The 14,792-nt window shown below is 43.1% G+C and carries 16 protein-coding genes; 9 read left to right on the top strand and 7 right to left on the bottom strand.

The features are described from left to right. Window positions 1-584 precede the first annotated feature (584 nt). From FLP08_RS14605 to purN, 4 genes are all read right to left on the bottom strand, one after another. Window positions 585-2,483, bottom strand: coding sequence for an amidophosphoribosyltransferase (locus tag FLP08_RS14605; RefSeq protein ID WP_156277795.1), 1,899 nt, complete (start codon window positions 2,481-2,483; stop codon window positions 585-587). Between the two features lie 70 nt (window positions 2,484-2,553). Next, on the bottom strand, window positions 2,554-3,477 hold the full coding sequence (locus tag FLP08_RS14600) for a PfkB family carbohydrate kinase (RefSeq protein ID WP_156277793.1): 924 nt from the start codon (window positions 3,475-3,477) through the stop codon (window positions 2,554-2,556). 74 nt (window positions 3,478-3,551) lie between these two features. After that, window positions 3,552-4,016 (bottom strand): ribonuclease HI, encoded by a 465-nt coding sequence (gene rnhA, locus FLP08_RS14595; protein WP_162431087.1) that lies wholly within the window; start codon window positions 4,014-4,016, stop codon window positions 3,552-3,554. Further along, window positions 4,016-4,612: a phosphoribosylglycinamide formyltransferase gene (gene purN, locus FLP08_RS14590; RefSeq protein ID WP_156277791.1), complete on the bottom strand. Its 597-nt coding sequence runs from the start codon at window positions 4,610-4,612 to the stop codon at window positions 4,016-4,018. Before purN ends, rnhA begins: the two co-directional genes overlap by 1 nt. A gap of 147 nt (window positions 4,613-4,759) precedes the next feature. Here purN and FLP08_RS14585 point away from each other — a divergent pair, with 147 nt between their 5' ends. The 5 genes from FLP08_RS14585 (at window position 4,760) to pyk (ending at window position 9,028) form a co-directional block, all read left to right on the top strand. After that, window positions 4,760-4,996 (top strand): acyl carrier protein, encoded by a 237-nt coding sequence (locus FLP08_RS14585; RefSeq protein WP_013069791.1) that lies wholly within the window; start codon window positions 4,760-4,762, stop codon window positions 4,994-4,996. 14 nt (window positions 4,997-5,010) lie between these two features. Then, on the top strand, window positions 5,011-6,264 hold the full coding sequence (gene fabF, locus FLP08_RS14580) for a beta-ketoacyl-ACP synthase II (RefSeq protein ID WP_156277789.1): 1,254 nt from the start codon (window positions 5,011-5,013) through the stop codon (window positions 6,262-6,264). A 3-nt stretch (window positions 6,265-6,267) separates the two neighbouring features. Continuing rightward, a complete protein-coding gene (rnc, locus tag FLP08_RS14575; RefSeq protein WP_156277787.1) occupies window positions 6,268-6,999 on the top strand; it encodes a ribonuclease III in 732 nt (243 codons plus the stop codon). 113 nt (window positions 7,000-7,112) lie between these two features. Continuing rightward, complete coding sequence (locus FLP08_RS14570; protein ID WP_156277785.1) at window positions 7,113-7,598, top strand: IPExxxVDY family protein; 486 nt, start codon at window positions 7,113-7,115, stop codon at window positions 7,596-7,598. After that, window positions 7,598-9,028 (top strand): pyruvate kinase, encoded by a 1,431-nt coding sequence (gene pyk / locus FLP08_RS14565; RefSeq protein WP_156277783.1) that lies wholly within the window; start codon window positions 7,598-7,600, stop codon window positions 9,026-9,028. Before FLP08_RS14570 ends, pyk begins: the two co-directional genes overlap by 1 nt. Before the next feature lie 73 nt (window positions 9,029-9,101). Here the strand turns inward: pyk and dinB are convergent, their stop codons facing one another. Further along, entirely contained in the window at window positions 9,102-10,190 is a 1,089-nt protein-coding gene (gene dinB / locus FLP08_RS14560; RefSeq protein ID WP_162431085.1) for a DNA polymerase IV, read from the bottom strand. A 182-nt stretch (window positions 10,191-10,372) separates the two neighbouring features. Between dinB and FLP08_RS14555 the strand changes: the two genes are divergently transcribed. From FLP08_RS14555 to FLP08_RS14540, 4 genes are read left to right on the top strand one after another with little or no spacing between them, the layout of a single operon-like run. Then, window positions 10,373-11,038 carry an NAD(P)H-binding protein gene (locus tag FLP08_RS14555; protein WP_156277781.1) on the top strand — a complete coding sequence of 222 codons (666 nt, stop codon included), beginning with the start codon at window positions 10,373-10,375 and terminating at the stop codon, window positions 11,036-11,038. An 8-nt stretch (window positions 11,039-11,046) separates the two neighbouring features. Further along, a complete protein-coding gene (locus FLP08_RS14550; RefSeq protein ID WP_156277779.1) occupies window positions 11,047-11,520 on the top strand; it encodes a CYTH domain-containing protein in 474 nt (157 codons plus the stop codon). Further along, window positions 11,517-12,020 (top strand): YciI family protein, encoded by a 504-nt coding sequence (locus FLP08_RS14545; protein ID WP_156277777.1) that lies wholly within the window; start codon window positions 11,517-11,519, stop codon window positions 12,018-12,020. The genes FLP08_RS14550 and FLP08_RS14545 overlap by 4 nt, the downstream gene beginning before the upstream one ends. A 1-nt stretch (window position 12,021) precedes the next feature. After that, window positions 12,022-12,951 (top strand): DUF5996 family protein, encoded by a 930-nt coding sequence (locus tag FLP08_RS14540; protein ID WP_156277775.1) that lies wholly within the window; start codon window positions 12,022-12,024, stop codon window positions 12,949-12,951. On the opposite strand, the gene trxA is transcribed toward FLP08_RS14540, so the two are convergent. Together trxA and FLP08_RS14530 are read right to left on the bottom strand one after the other, a co-directional pair. Continuing rightward, window positions 12,948-13,244 carry a thioredoxin gene (gene trxA / locus FLP08_RS14535; RefSeq protein ID WP_156277773.1) on the bottom strand — a complete coding sequence of 99 codons (297 nt, stop codon included), beginning with the start codon at window positions 13,242-13,244 and terminating at the stop codon, window positions 12,948-12,950. The genes FLP08_RS14540 and trxA overlap by 4 nt on opposite strands. 128 nt (window positions 13,245-13,372) lie before the next feature. Continuing rightward, entirely contained in the window at window positions 13,373-14,770 is a 1,398-nt protein-coding gene (locus FLP08_RS14530; protein WP_156277772.1) for an efflux transporter outer membrane subunit, read from the bottom strand. Between the last annotated feature and the right edge of the window lie 22 nt (window positions 14,771-14,792).

Genomic DNA, 14,792 nt, shown 5'->3' with positions numbered 1-14,792 from the left:
ACCTATGTGCATAAAAAAAGGCGGAATGACTTCCACCTTTTTTTGCCCCAAATCTACCATGAACTTAACCTACTTATGCTATGGTATAGTAGTATAGTAAATATAGACCGAATTTTTTTAGGTAAAATTGTTTTTAGACGAAGTACCTGAAAAATAGTTAAAGTGCTAAAAATTAAATATTTAGGATTTTTGTTGATTCCAGGATCCCTGACCTATGTGCATAAAAAAAGGCGGAATGAAATTCCACCTTTTTTTGCCCCAAATCTACCATGAACTTAACCTACTTATGCTATGGTAGTTTAAAGATAAGGAGAAAGATTCTTGTAATTAAATTTATTAGATGAACTGCGTATAAAATAGCTAAAATGCTGAAAATCAATATTTTGAGTATAATTTTGTCTTTTTGATCTTAGGAACTTTAGGAAGAAAAATAAAAAAAGGCGGAATAAGTTTCCACCTTTTTTTGCCCCAAATCTACCATGAACTTAACCTACTTATGTTATGGCAATACTAATGTATGTAGAATACTAGTAGGCACAAAGAATATTAGATGAAGTGCATATATTTTAGCTAAAGCGCATAAATCAATAAGCGCGATCTTTCTTTCCTTCGAAAAAGTTCATAAAGGCCCTGTTTACAACCCTATTCCCTCCAGCGGTTGGATAATCACCAGTGAAATACCAGTCTCCCAGATTTTTCGGACATGCCTTATGCAGGTTCTCAACGCTTTGGTAGATCACCTGAACTTCAGCATTTACATCATCGTCACATAACAGTTCAGATATCTTGGCAGAGATCTGTTCGTCTGTGAAAGGATCATATATCTCCTTCACAAAGTTCTGTACTTCGCGATCTTCGAGGTCTACCTGATCCTTACATTTCCTGTATACCTCTTCAACGATCTCGTATTTGCCGTTATCCCTTAAAAGTTCCAATGCAGCCCTAAATGCAACCAAGTCCTCCAGGCGGGCCATATCTATACCATAGCAGTCTGGATACCTGATTTGAGGTGCCGAGGATACAACAATGATCTTTTTGGGTTTAAGCCTGTCCATCATTTTGATGATACTTTTTTTCAGGGTTGTACCCCTCACGATACTATCATCTATGATCACCAGGTTATCGTCTGGCTTCACCACCCCGTAAGTGACGTCGTAGACATGGGCTACAAGGTCGTCCCGGCTACTATCTTCGGTGATAAAGGTTCTTAACTTTACATCCTTGATAGCGATCTTTTCTGTTCTTAATCGATGGGATAATATTTCCTGAAGCCTGGCATCGGTTAAAGTTTCCTTTTCCTCGAGGATAGCCTCGTTCTTCTGCTTGTTAAGTTCATCCTGGGCAGCTTCCACCATCCCGTAAAAGGAAGTTTCAGCCGTGTTCGGGATAAAAGAGAAAACCGTCTTTAAGGTATCATGTTTTATAGACTTCAATACTTCCGGCATTAAAAGCCTTCCCAGCATTTTACGTTCCTCGTAGATCTCAGCATCACTTCCACGGGAGAAATAGATGCGTTCAAAAGAACAGGCCTTTCTTTCCAGTGGCTCAATGATTTCTTTGATGGAAACATTTCCGTTCTTTTTGGTAATAATCGCATTTCCCGGAGGCAGTTCATGAACATCTTCAAAATCTACATTGAAAACTGTTTGTATCACCGGTCTTTCTGAAGCCACCACCACAACTTCATCGTCCTTATAGTAATATGCCGGCCTAATTCCTGCCGGGTCACGTAATACAAAAGAGTCACCATGACCAATTAAACCAGCCATAGCATATCCACCATCCCAGTTCTTGGATGATTTCTTCAGGATCTTCGCCACATTAAGTTTTTCGGCAATAACTGGCGAGGCTTCTACTTTTGAGTATCCGTCTTTTTTTAACTTCTTGTAAAGTTTCCTCACTTCAGAATCAAGGAAGTGTCCTATCTTTTCCATGACGGTCACCGTATCGGCCCTTTCTTTTGGATGCTGTCCTAATTCCACAAGATTATTGAAAAGCTTGTTTACATTGGTCATATTAAAGTTACCCGCAACGATAAGGTTACGGTGCATCCAGTTGTTCTGTCTCAGGAATGGGTGTACGCTTTCTATGCTGTTCTTTCCAAATGTCCCGTATCTTACGTGACCAAGGAAAACCTCTCCAAGGTATGGAATATGTCTTTTTTGAAGATCTGTATCATCGGCGTATTCCGGATTTGCCTTAATCTCTTCGTTGATCCTTTGGTTGATCTGCTCAAAAATATCCTGGATTGGCTGAGCCTGGTTAGATCTTACCCGGCTAATATATCTTTCCCCGGGGATGGTATTAAGCTTGATGCTTGCAAAACCGGCACCGTCCTGTCCACGGTTATGCTGCTTCTCCATCATGAGATACATTTTATTTACGCCATAAAATGCAGTGCCGTATTTTTCTTTGTAATAATCGAGGGGTTTTAAAAGCCTTATGTGTGCAATCCCGCACTCGTGTTTTAAAGCATCGCTCATATCTTGGGTTCCTTTAGGAATTTTGTTGTGTTGGTCATAAAAAAAGCCCTGAAATTACAGGGCGTGTTTTTTAGTCTATTTGTGTTTCGAATTGTGTTAGTTTCTTGAACTCATACAGCCTCTCGTTCATCTGCTCACCTGTTAGCGCCTGCATTCTTTCGGTTCCGAACTTCTCTACGCAGAAAGAAGCCAGGTTGGAGCCGTAAATGATGGCGCTTTTCATATTCTCGAAAGAGATATCGCCTGTCCTTGCCAGGTAACCAATAAAACCACCAGCGAAAGTGTCCCCGGCACCTGTTGGATCGAAAACTTCTTCCAGCGGAAGTGCGGGAGCGAAGAAGATCTGTTCTTTATGGAAAAGCAGGGCACCATGCTCTCCTTTTTTGATCACTACATATTTAGGACCCATTTTTTCGATCTTTCTGGCAGCCTTTACTAAGGAGTACTCTCCTGAGAGTTGTCTTGCCTCTTCATCGTTTATGGTGATCACATCTACTTTTTCTATCACCTTCATCAGGTCATCCAGGGTGTTGTCCATCCAGAAATTCATGGTATCCAATACCACCAATTTTGGATCATTTACCTGTTCAAGCACGCTTAATTGTACTAATGGATGAAGGTTCCCCAGCATTACGAATTCAGCATCCTTATGAGACTCGGGTACTACCGGGTTAAAATCGGCAAGCACGTTCAATTGGGTGTCCAGGGTATCCCTGGTATTAAGGTCGTTGTGGTATCTACCGCTCCAGAAGAAAGTTTTTCCTCCTTTTACGATCTCTACACCTTCAATATTAATGTTGTTCTTTTTCAGCAGTTCGAGGTATTCCTCAGGAAAATCTTCACCAACAACAGAAACCACGGCACTTTCTACATCAAAATTTGCGGCAGAGAGGCCTATATAGGTGGCGGCTCCACCCAGGATCTTATCGGTTTTTCCAAATGGGGTTTCAATAGCATCGAACGCGACGGTTCCAACAATTAGTAATTTGCTCATAACGGGTTTTAAAATAACGCTGCAAATATACAGTTTGTTTTTCAAGGTGTAAACCTCAATCCGGCTTCTAAATGTTAAGCTTTGTATCCTACGTCTTCAGGAAGGTTTTTTCTTTTTGAAGCATCTACGGCCAGAGCATCGCAGCGTTCGTTCTGCGGATGGTCATTATGTCCCTTGATCCACTGGAACTGAACCTGGTGTTTGCGATATTCCTTTAGGAATTCCTGCCAGAGATCGGCATTCTTCCGGTTGGCGAATTTCTTCTTTTCCCAGCCGAAAACCCAGCCTTTGTTTACGGCATCTGCCACGTATTTAGAATCTGTAAAGACCTTTACTGGCGTGCCGGGGTTCTTGAGTTTTTTCAGGGCAACGATCACGGCCAGCAATTCCATCCGGTTATTGGTAGTAAGCTTGTAGCCATAAGAGAACTCCTTGCGGTAGGGCTTGCCAACCCATTCCATGACTATCCCATAACCTCCCGGTCCGGGGTTTCCTCTTGCGGCTCCGTCGGTGTAAATATGAACTTTAGGGCTTTGCACTAATTATCTTTTTCTAGGAGTTGCTGAATGACCTGCGGAAAATGTTCATATTCCAGTTCGTGGATCTTAAAAGCCAGGCTTTCGGGAGTATCGGTTTCATCTATACTTGTGGTCGCCTGGAAAATGGTCTGACCTTCATCGTACTTTTCATTCACATAATGAATGGTGATGCCACTCTGTTTTTCCTTTTTAGCGATTACGCTTTCATGCACCCTGGCTCCATACATTCCCTTGCCTCCATATTTAGGAAGTAAGGCAGGGTGGATATTGATGATCCTGTCTGGAAACTGCTGTATGATGTTAGAAGGGAACAACCAAAGAAACCCTGCAAGAACGATAAGGTCCGGGTCCATGTCCTTCAGCAGATTAAGCACATCGTTAGAATTGTAAAAAGCCTCCCGGTCAAAATGAAGGGCCTTGATGTTAAGTTTATGAGCGCGTTCAAGTGCGCCTGAATATTTTTTATTGGAGAATACGGCCAGCACTCTGGTCTGGTCATGATCCTGGAAGTATTTAATGATGTTTTCGGCGTTGGTGCCAGATCCTGAGGCGAATATTACAATTTTTTTTGGCTGCGTACTTGCTTTGTCACTCAAAATAAGCTTGTTAACATTTATTAGGATGTAAAATTAATCGCTTTCAGTGAATTTTATGTAAATTGACCTCACATTTTTGGAGTAAAAATCGGTTTTAAAATAAAGTTTTTTATTTTTGCCACCTAATCAAAATTAAAATAAAAAATTATGTCAGACATTGCATCAAGAGTAAAAGCTATTATCGTTGACAAATTAGGAGTTGACGAGAATGAAGTTGTTAACGAAGCCAGCTTCACCAACGACTTGGGTGCTGATTCACTAGACACAGTAGAATTGATCATGGAATTTGAGAAGGAATTCGACATTCAGATCCCAGACGATCAGGCAGAGAACATTGCTACTGTTGGTCAGGCAATTTCATATATCGAAGACGCTAAAAAATAAAATCAAGACACCATATGGAGTTAAAGCGAGTAGTAGTTACAGGCCTTGGTGCCTTAACCCCAATTGGTAACAATATAGAGGAATATTGGGAGGGACTTAAGAACGGTAAAAGTGGTAGCGCGCCTATCACTTATTTTGATACCGAAAAGTTCAAGACTAAATTCGCTTGCGAACTCAAAAACTTTAATCCACTAGATCATTTTGATCGTAAGGAAGCTAGAAAACTTGATAGGTTTGCTCAATATGCAATGGTATCTGCAGATGAAGCTATCGAGGATTCTGGGATAGACCTCGATACGGTAGACAAATATCGCGTAGGCGTTATTTGGGGTGCCGGCATCGGTGGTTTGGAAACCTTCCAGAACGAAGTGATCAATTTTGCAGAAGGAGACGGCTCTCCAAGATTCAACCCATTCTTTATTCCGAAGATGATCGCAGATATTGCCCCGGGTAATATCTCTATCAAACACGGATTTATGGGGGCTAATTATACCACGGTTTCTGCCTGTGCATCATCGGCCAACGCCATGATCGATGCTCTGAACAATATCAGGCTGGGGCATAGTGATGTAATAGTTTCCGGGGGATCTGAAGCGGCTGTGACTATAGCAGGAATGGGCGGATTTAACGCAATGCATGCCCTTTCTACTAGAAATGACAGTCCCGAAACCGCATCGAGACCTTTCGATGCTACCAGAGACGGATTCGTTCTTGGTGAAGGTGGAGGCGCGCTCATTTTAGAAGAATATGAGCACGCTAAGGCCAGAGGAGCTAAGATTTATGCAGAAGTATTGGGTGGAGGATTATCTTCAGACGCTTATCACATGACGGCACCGCATCCGGAAGGAGACGGAGTTGTTGCTGTGATGAAGAACTGTCTTAAAAATGCCGGCCTAAAACCAGAAGATGTTGATGCTATCAATACTCACGGGACCTCCACACCTCTTGGTGATGTTGCTGAACTTAAGGCAATAACTAAGGTTTTCGGTGAGCATGCGAAGAACCTCAATATCAACTCGACGAAATCGATGACCGGGCATCTACTTGGTGCTGCCGGAGCGGTAGAAGCGATTGCTGCTATCCTTTCTATGAAGCACGGGATTGTGCCACCAACGATAAATCACGAGAATGTTGATGAGAATATCGATTCAAGTCTTAACCTTACCCTTAACAAGGCACAGGAAAGAGATGTGAAAATCGTTATGAGCAATACCTTTGGATTTGGAGGACACAATGCTTGCGTGGTGTTTAAAAAATTAGACGAATAAACGATGAGCGTTATTCGTAACATATTAAATTCCCGCTCTTCTAAAGGCGGGAATTTTTTTAATATACTTACCGAAATTTTAGGCTTTAAGCCTAAAGCTCTTACCCATTACAAAAAAGCCTTTACCCACAGATCGCTGAACAGGAAAGATGAGGAAGGTAATGCCATTAACTTCGAGAGAATGGAATTTCTTGGCGATGCTATGCTAAGCGCGGTGGTCGCTTCACATCTCTTTAAAGCCGTACCTGGCGGTAACGAAGGTTACCTTACCAAGATGAGGTCTAAAGTGGTAAGCCGGAAGCACCTAAACGAACTGGGCAAGGATCTGGGCCTGATAAAACATGTGCAGACCAATATTCCTATAGAACAGTTCGGGGTAAATATTCACGGAAACCTTTTTGAAGCCCTGGTTGGGGCGATTTATCTTGACAGGGGCTATAAATACTGCAAACGATTTATCCACGAGCGGGTAATTGACCCTTATGTAGATATCGAGCAACTGGAAGGGAAGGTGATTAGTTACAAAAGCCTGGTGATAGAATGGTGCCAGAAGGAAAAGAAGGAGTTCGATTACGAGGTTTACGAAGATACCGGCAATGACGAGCTGAAACATTTCGCTGTAAAACTTCGAATAAACCGCAGGGTCGTGGCCAAGGCAAGAGCAACTTCAAAAAAGAAAGCCGAAGAGAAAGCTTCCAAAAGGGCCTATTATGCCCTTCAAAATAAAATAGAATAATTTTAAGGATTTCGCCTAAACTAAAACGTTTTCGTAAAAAATTGTGAATTTTAAGGCCTTAAAATCTTCATTTTGTTAATCATATAGTATCTTTAGCCTTAAAGTTTGAGTTTATGCAATCGCATAAAATGCTTCTGGAAGTTGAAGATGAAAGTTTTTATTTGATCGCCATCTATTCCTCCCTTGAGGGATATAAACTGGCGTATTTTATAAACAAATATCTTAAGTTCAAACTCGAAAGAGAACGGAAGGATATTGACTTTAACCATGCTGAATATGACGCTTTCTATGCCTTGTATTCGCACAAAGCCCCGAATTCTTATTATAGTCTGGACCTGGTTTCCAATAAATTCAAAGGCGAGCCCAAACGAATTCTTAGTTCAGGATCGCTGTTTGAAGAGGAGGAAGTAAGCCCCCAGGAAGTATATCTAATTCCGGAATATAGCAAAGTGGACTATTTCCTGAAGATAAGCGAGGAGATTCCCGCGAAGGAATTTACCAGGATGCTTAATAAGATAAGCCAGATTCCAGGGGTACAGGGAGCATATGCTGTAGACGTGAACAATTTAAAATCCAAACAAAATCTAATTTTCGAATAATGCCTACCAACAAGAAAACAAAAATAGTCGCTACGCTGGGCCCTGCAACCAGTAGTAAGGATGTCTTAAGAAAAATGTTGCAGGAAGGTGTAAACGTGTTTCGTATCAATTTCTCACATGCCAATTATGACGATGTAAGGGAGAGGATCCAGATGATCAGGGAACTTAACGAGGAAGACGGCTTTAATGCGGCAATTCTTGGAGACCTTCAGGGACCTAAACTTAGGGTAGGTGTAATGAAGGAAGAGGTTGTGGTAAATGAAGGCGATGAGATCGTTTTCGCCACCGGTAAGGAGTTTAAAGGTACCGCCGAAAGGGTATATATGAACTACGATTCATTCCCTCGGGATGTGAAATCTGGTGAAAGGATACTTCTCGATGATGGTAAACTGATCTTTGAAGTGGTGAGTACCAACAAAAAGAACGAGGTTAGAACAAAAGTTATCCAGGGAGGACCACTTAAGTCTAAAAAAGGGGTGAATCTTCCCAATACAAATATTTCCCTGCCAGCTCTTACTGAAAAGGATGTGAAGGATGCGATCTTCGCCTGCGAGATAGGTGTTGACTGGATGGCTCTTTCTTTCGTGAGACATGCTGAAGACCTTATCGAACTTCAGAACCTTATCAAGGAACACAGCGAATACAAGATCCCTATCGTGGCCAAAATAGAAAAGCCTGAAGGGGTAGAGAATATTGATAAGATCGTTGCTTACTGTGACGGACTTATGGTGGCTCGTGGAGACCTGGGAGTAGAGATCCCGGCACAGGAAGTACCACTTATCCAGAAGAAGCTTGTGCTAACTGCCAAAAAAGCCAGAATTCCAGTGATCATTGCCACTCAGATGATGGAGACCATGATCACCAGCCTAACCCCAACCAGGGCAGAGGTAAATGACGTTGCCAACTCGGTAATGGATGGTGCGGATGCGGTGATGCTTAGTGGTGAGACCTCTGTGGGTCAATATCCGGTTCAGGTGATCCAGAAGATGTCCCAGATCCTTCATAGTGTGGAGAACTCGCCATTGATCAAGGTTCCACACGAACCACCACATGTTAGAACAAAAAGATATATCACCAAGGCGGTTTGTTACCATGCGGCACATATGGCCAACGAGATCAAGGCTAAGGCCATTTGTACCCTTACCAATAGTGGATACACTGCTTTCCAGATTTCAGCCTGGAGACCCGAGGCCCATATCCTGGTTTTCACTTCTAACAGGAGGATACTTAATCAGCTAAGCCTTTTATGGGGTGTTAAAGCTTTTTATTACGACAAATTCGTAAGTACAGATGAGACCATAGAAGACATCAGCGAGATGGCTAAGAAATATAAGTTCGTAGAGACCGGTGATTTCACGATTAACCTTGCGGCAATGCCTATAACGGCTAAAGGAATGGTCAACACGCTTAGAGTTTCTGAAATAGAATAGAATTAAAATACCATTAGTGATAAGCCACGGATACCTTTTATTCGTGGCTTTTTTTTGGAAGTTATCTTGAAGTTCAGAATTTGAACTTCAGCTGTACCGAGATCTCCTTTTTTTCCTCGGAATCATCCTTCTCTGTATTAAGGTTGGATAAGCTTATGCCGAGCAATCTTACCGAATCCTTCATTTTCTCCTGATATAGAAGACCTTTGGAAATTTCAAGGATAAGGTCTTTGCTTGAAATATAATAGTTGATGGTTTTGCTTCTGGTTTGTTGCGTAAAGTCGCTGTACTTGATCTTCAGCGTCACCGTTTTCCCGGCAACCTTACTCTTTTCCAGCCTGCGCTCTATCTCTTCGGCTATATTTTCCAGGCGTTCCAGCATAAAGATCTCAGAGGAGATGTTCTCCCGGAAGGTACGCTCTGCGCCCAGGGATTTCCTGATGCGGTGCGGTTTTACTTCAGAATGATGGATGCCCCTTACTACATTATAGAAATGCGAACCGCTTTTCCCGAAATGTTCAGAGAGATACTCCTCGGTCTTTTCCTTAAGGTCCTTGCCGGTGAAAATACCCAGCCGGTACATTTTCTCTGCGGTCACCTTTCCCACTCCATAAAACTTGCGGATGTCCAGCTCTTCCAGGAACTGAAGAACCTCTTCTGGCGGGACGGTCTTTTGTCCGTTGGGTTTATTTACATCACTGGCCACCTTGGCGATGAACTTATTGATGGAAATGCCTGCCGAGGCATTAAGGCCTGTTCTTTCCTTGATCCTGTCCCTTATTTTTTTGGCGATGAGAGTGGCGCTGGGCAGGCCTATCTTGTTCTCGGTCACGTCTAAATATGCCTCGTCCAGGGATAAAGGTTCCACCAGGTCTGTATACTCAAAAAAGATCTCCCTAATTTGCTGGGAGATTTCCTTATATCGCTCAAAGCGGGGTTTTACAAAGATTAGATCGGGACAGTTCCTTTTGGCTATCACGCTGCTCATGGCACTTTTCACCCCGAATTTCCTGGCTTCGTAGCTGGCCGCGCTTACCACGCCTCTTTGCGAACTACCTCCAACCGCAACCGGTTTTCCGCGAAGTTCAGGATTGTCCAGTTGTTCCACAGACGCATAGAAGGCATCCATGTCTATATGGATAATTTTGCGAAGCTTTTCCACTTTTCAAATTTAAGGAAACTTCAATTCTGAAATGTCCTACTAAGAGAGAAATGATACTTCATTACACCTTAATGGAACATCTATTCACGCTTTAGAAAGGTAGAGGCTTCTTAATGGGTTGGGATCGTGAAAAATATTTCAAGAAAACTTATCTTTGAGTAACAACCTACCCAAAAAAACCAATGCCACAAAAAACTGCAATAATACTTGGTGCGACCGGGCTCACCGGGAGCCTGCTGCTGGATAAGCTCCTGCAGGATGATCGTTACCGCAAGATAAAGATCTTTTCACGCAGCCATGTAAAGCAAAAGCACGAGAAGATAGAGGAATATCTTATCGATCTCTTTGCCCTGGAAAGCGTAAGTAATCTTTTCACCGCAGATGAGGTCTATTGCTGTATTGGAACTACCAGGCAAAAGACGCCAGATAAAGATACCTACAGGATGATAGATTTTGGTATCCCGGCAACCGCCGCTAAGATCGCCAGGAATAACGAAATAAGGACTTTCCAGGTCATCTCGGCCATGGGGGCGAACGAGAACAGCAAGATCTTTTATAACCGGGTTAAAGGTGAAATGGAAGGCGCGGTAATGGAGCAAAAGATCGCTAATACCTATATTCTTCAACCGTCCCTGATAGGTGGTGAACGCGAAGAGAACAGGCCTATGGAATACCTTTGGAAAAAGATAATGAGCCTGGGCGATAACCTCCTGGTGGGCAATTTGAAAAAGTATCGCAGCATTCATCCCGAAGCCATTGCAAAAGCCATGATCTACCTTGCTAACAACGAATATACGAGCGGAAGGATCCCTTCTGACGAAATAAAAGATATCGCAGAAAAATATTAAAACAGCGAATGACAGAAATTGAAAGAAAATTTTTAGTGAGGTCTGAAGATTATAAGCAACAGGCCAGGAAAAAGACATTATTTATTCAGGCATATCTAAATACGCATCCCGAAAGGACCACCAGGGTAAGAATAAGCGATGACAAGGCCTTTTTAACCATCAAGGGTAAAAGCTCTGAAAATGGTCTAACCCGTTTTGAATGGGAAAAGGAAATTCCCGTGGATGAGGCTGAAAAGCTTCTGAAGATCTGTGAACCCGGGAAAATAGAGAAATACAGGTATCATATAGAAATGGGTGAACATGTTTATGAGGTAGATGAATTCCTGGATGATAATGCCGGGCTAACCCTGGCCGAAGTAGAACTTCAGGAAGAAGAGGAAGACTTTTTAAAACCAGATTGGCTGGGAGAAGAAGTTACCGGCAACCTGGCTTATTACAATTCAAATTTAATAGCACAACCTTATAAAACCTGGAAAAAATGAAAAAGATCATATACCTGTTCGCCCTTGGGCTTTTAATTAGTTGTGGCGAAACTTCCGAAAAGGAAAATACAGAAATGGCAGAAAGAAAAGAACACAAGGCAGATTCTGTAAAAACGCCAGATATGGCCTCCCTGGAAGAGAAACTTAAAAACAAAGGATACCAGACTTTTAGTTATAAAGATGGGGATACCACCTATTTAATGCAGCAATATTATATGGTATTTTTAAAGTCTGGCGCTACCCGTAGCCAGGATTCGACCGAAGCTGCAGAATTACAGAAAAAGCACCTGGCCCATTTGTCCAGGATGTATGAGGAGGGCTATACCAGCCTGACCGGCCCAATGGGGGATGATGGTGAGCTTAGGGGAATCGTTGTCTTTAATACCGCCACCCAGCAGGAAGCAGATAGCCTGGCCAGGCTAGACCCTATGGTGCAGGCGGGAAGACTAAAGGTAGAAGTCCATCCATGGTGGGTGGCCAAAGGAGGAAAATTAAAATGATATGATACCAGCCAATGTTTTACCAGAATTAAAGTACGTGGGCAATGAGAAAAAGAAGCTCACCCTGCACCTGTTCTTTCAGATCATGGGGAAAGTTAGAATGTGCTTTACCCCCAGGAAAAATCATTGGTGGTATATCACGCTTTATGTAAATGAAAAGGGCTTTACCACTGGCCCGGTACCTATAGATGATGGTTTTGGTTCGTTTTCGGTTACCCTGAACATAATTGAGAACAGGGTGGAGATCATTAAAAGCACCGGAGAAGTAAGGTCCTTCAGGCTGGAGAAAAATCTTAGTGTCGCCGATTTTTATAATTACCTGGTGAGCACCCTTAAGGAGATCGATATCAACGTTAAGATCAACGGGAAACCTTTCGACCTTGAGATCAAAAAACCTTTTTCTGAAATAGAGGAGCTTCAGCATTATTCGAAAAAATATGCCATGGCCTATTGGAAGACTTTTTTATGGGTAAGTGCCGTATTTAAGGAATTCAGCGGAAGATTTTACGGAAAGACCTGTCCGGTGCACCTTTACTGGCACTCTATGGATCTTGCCGTTACGAGGTTTTCCGGAAAAAAGGCACCGCCTATGCCCAAAGAAGCCAGGGTCTCAGACAAGGATGCTTACAGCCATGAATGTATAAGTTTTGGGTTCTGGGCAGGTGACAATAATGTTCAGGAACCGGCATTTTACTGTTATACTTTTCCTTCGCCGGAAGGCCTTGATGAACAACCACTGGAGCCCGGCGAGGCAAACTGGATCATGAATAATGGTACACCTATGGCCATATTGACCTATGCCGATCTTTTGGAAATGGATAATCCCAAACAAAAATTACTAGAATTCCTGGAAAGCTCCTACCGGGCCGGGGCAGAGCTTGCCGGTTGGGATATTGAAGCTTTTAAAGTGCCGCCGCTTAGCGAGCTTTAAGCCGACTTAATAATATTAGCCAGTTCGTGTTTGGGAACAACTCCAGATTGTCTCCATTTTTGTTCCCCATTCTTGAAAAGGATCATGGTAGGTACTCCACGCACCTGATATTTGCTGGCCAGTGCCTGATTCTTGTCCACGTCTATTTTAACGATCTTAACCTGGTCACCCAGGTCTGCCTTCAGATCCTTTAAAATGGGTGCAAGACTTTTGCATGGGCCGCACCAGTCTGCATAAAAATCAATTAATACAGGGGTTTCACTTTTGATGATCTCGCTAAAACTACTTTTCATAACCTGGAATATTTGAACCTAAAGTTAAGGATTTGAGTTCGTTCGAACTTTTAAGATTGGGTTAAAAAAATGACCTCAGGCCCGGGAGCCAGAGGTCATTCTCAACCAACAACTAACAAAATAAGATCTTACTGCCAGCCACCGCCAAGGGCTTCATAAAGCTCCACGATCGCCTTTAACTGGTTAAACCTCGCATTGGTAAGGTCCAGGCTTGAGTTAAGCGCATTCTCCCTGGCCGTAAGCACTTCCAGGTAATTTGCCAGCCCGTTTACCAGCAATTCTTCTGAATATCCCGTTGCCAGGTCATAGGCTTCAAATTCTTTCTGTTTTACCTCTATCTTTTCTGTGGAAGCCTGGTAGGAATAAAGCGCGTCTGATACTTCCTTACTCGCCGTTAGAATGGCTCTGCGGAATTCCAGCCTGGCCTGTTCCTGCTGCGCTTGAGATACCTCGAATTCGGTTCTTATCCTACGACCATTCAAGATTGGCTGCGCAAGTCCGCCGATCACTGTCGCAAACAACGAATTCACACTGAAAAGGTCCTCTGCTTCCAAGGCCTGTAGTCCTCCGGTTGCCGATAGTGTAAGGGAAGGATAGAAATTGCTTCGGGCCACATTGGTAAGTTCAAAGGCATTCATCAATTCATATTCTGCCGCGATCACATCTGGTCGGTTCCTTAAAAGCTGTACCGGCACCCCTATGTTCAGTTCAGTGGTGATCTGCTGTTCGTCAAGGCTTGTTCTTTCTATTTGCATGGGAGCTTCGCCCAGGAGAATAGATAAGGTATTTTCCAGCAGCCTTTCTTCGTTTTTAAGATCTATTAGAATCGCTTTTGCGGTATAGTACTGGGCTTCGGTCTGTTTCACACCTACCTCGGTAAGGTTACCCGCTTCTTTCAGGGCCTGCGTGGCATCCAGGCTTTTCTCCCGGGTTTTCACGGTCTCCTGGGTGATCCTTATCTGCTCGTCAAGGGCAAGCAACTGGTAATAAGTGGAGGCGATAGAAGCGATAAGCCTGGTCTTGACCGCCTGGTGGGCCGCGATACTTTGCAGGTAACTGGCCTCAAAAGCCCTTTTCTGGCTTCTTATCTTCCCCCAGATATCTGCTTCCCAGGAAAGACCGGCGCTAAGCTGGTACTGGTTCACCGAACTAAAGAAGGAACCAAACTGGCTGTTTTCAGATAATTCCTGATGGGTAAAGGTCGCGTCTCCATTCAGTGTAGGCAGATAGCCTGCTTTTCCCTGTTTCACATAGGCTTCGGCAGCAATTATCTGTTGCAGGGCGATCCTGATATCTATATTATTCTGTAGTCCCTTTTCAATATATTCCTGAAGCACAGGATCGGTGAACATTTCCCTCCAGGAAACATTGGCGATATTCAGGCTGTCCTGTTCGATATTATCGGTGTGGAACCTTTCTTCCTGAACCACCTCCGGCTGCTCATATTCTTTTGCAACAAAACAGGATTGAAGGCTGATAAGGGCAAAGCCCGCAATGATTATTTTCAGATTTGATAGTGACTTCATTTTCTTAGCTTTCCTGACTTGA

It is taken from the genome of Christiangramia aestuarii, assembly GCF_009735585.1.
GTDB classification, from domain to species: domain Bacteria; phylum Bacteroidota; class Bacteroidia; order Flavobacteriales; family Flavobacteriaceae; genus Christiangramia; species Christiangramia aestuarii.
The sequence above is the reverse complement of the archived record's forward strand: the minus strand, read 5'-3'. Positions and strand labels throughout refer to the sequence as shown.

Excerpts from the sequence above, each read along its gene's own strand:
- FLP08_RS14605 (WP_156277795.1), bottom strand. The coding sequence starts at position 2,483 with ATGAGCGATGCTTTAAAACACGAGTGCGGGATTGCACACATAAGGCTT.
- FLP08_RS14600 (WP_156277793.1), bottom strand. The coding sequence starts at position 3,477 with ATGAGCAAATTACTAATTGTTGGAACCGTCGCGTTCGATGCTATTGAA.
- FLP08_RS14585 (WP_013069791.1), top strand. The coding sequence starts at position 4,760 with ATGTCAGACATTGCATCAAGAGTAAAAGCTATTATCGTTGACAAATTA.
- fabF (WP_156277789.1), top strand. The coding sequence starts at position 5,011 with ATGGAGTTAAAGCGAGTAGTAGTTACAGGCCTTGGTGCCTTAACCCCA.
- rnc (WP_156277787.1), top strand. The coding sequence starts at position 6,268 with ATGAGCGTTATTCGTAACATATTAAATTCCCGCTCTTCTAAAGGCGGG.
- FLP08_RS14570 (WP_156277785.1), top strand. The coding sequence starts at position 7,113 with ATGCAATCGCATAAAATGCTTCTGGAAGTTGAAGATGAAAGTTTTTAT.
- pyk (WP_156277783.1), top strand. The coding sequence starts at position 7,598 with ATGCCTACCAACAAGAAAACAAAAATAGTCGCTACGCTGGGCCCTGCA.
- FLP08_RS14555 (WP_156277781.1), top strand. The coding sequence starts at position 10,373 with ATGCCACAAAAAACTGCAATAATACTTGGTGCGACCGGGCTCACCGGG.
- FLP08_RS14550 (WP_156277779.1), top strand. The coding sequence starts at position 11,047 with ATGACAGAAATTGAAAGAAAATTTTTAGTGAGGTCTGAAGATTATAAG.
- FLP08_RS14545 (WP_156277777.1), top strand. The coding sequence starts at position 11,517 with ATGAAAAAGATCATATACCTGTTCGCCCTTGGGCTTTTAATTAGTTGT.
- FLP08_RS14540 (WP_156277775.1), top strand. The coding sequence starts at position 12,022 with ATGATACCAGCCAATGTTTTACCAGAATTAAAGTACGTGGGCAATGAG.
- trxA (WP_156277773.1), bottom strand. The coding sequence starts at position 13,244 with ATGAAAAGTAGTTTTAGCGAGATCATCAAAAGTGAAACCCCTGTATTA.
- FLP08_RS14530 (WP_156277772.1), bottom strand. The coding sequence starts at position 14,770 with ATGAAGTCACTATCAAATCTGAAAATAATCATTGCGGGCTTTGCCCTT.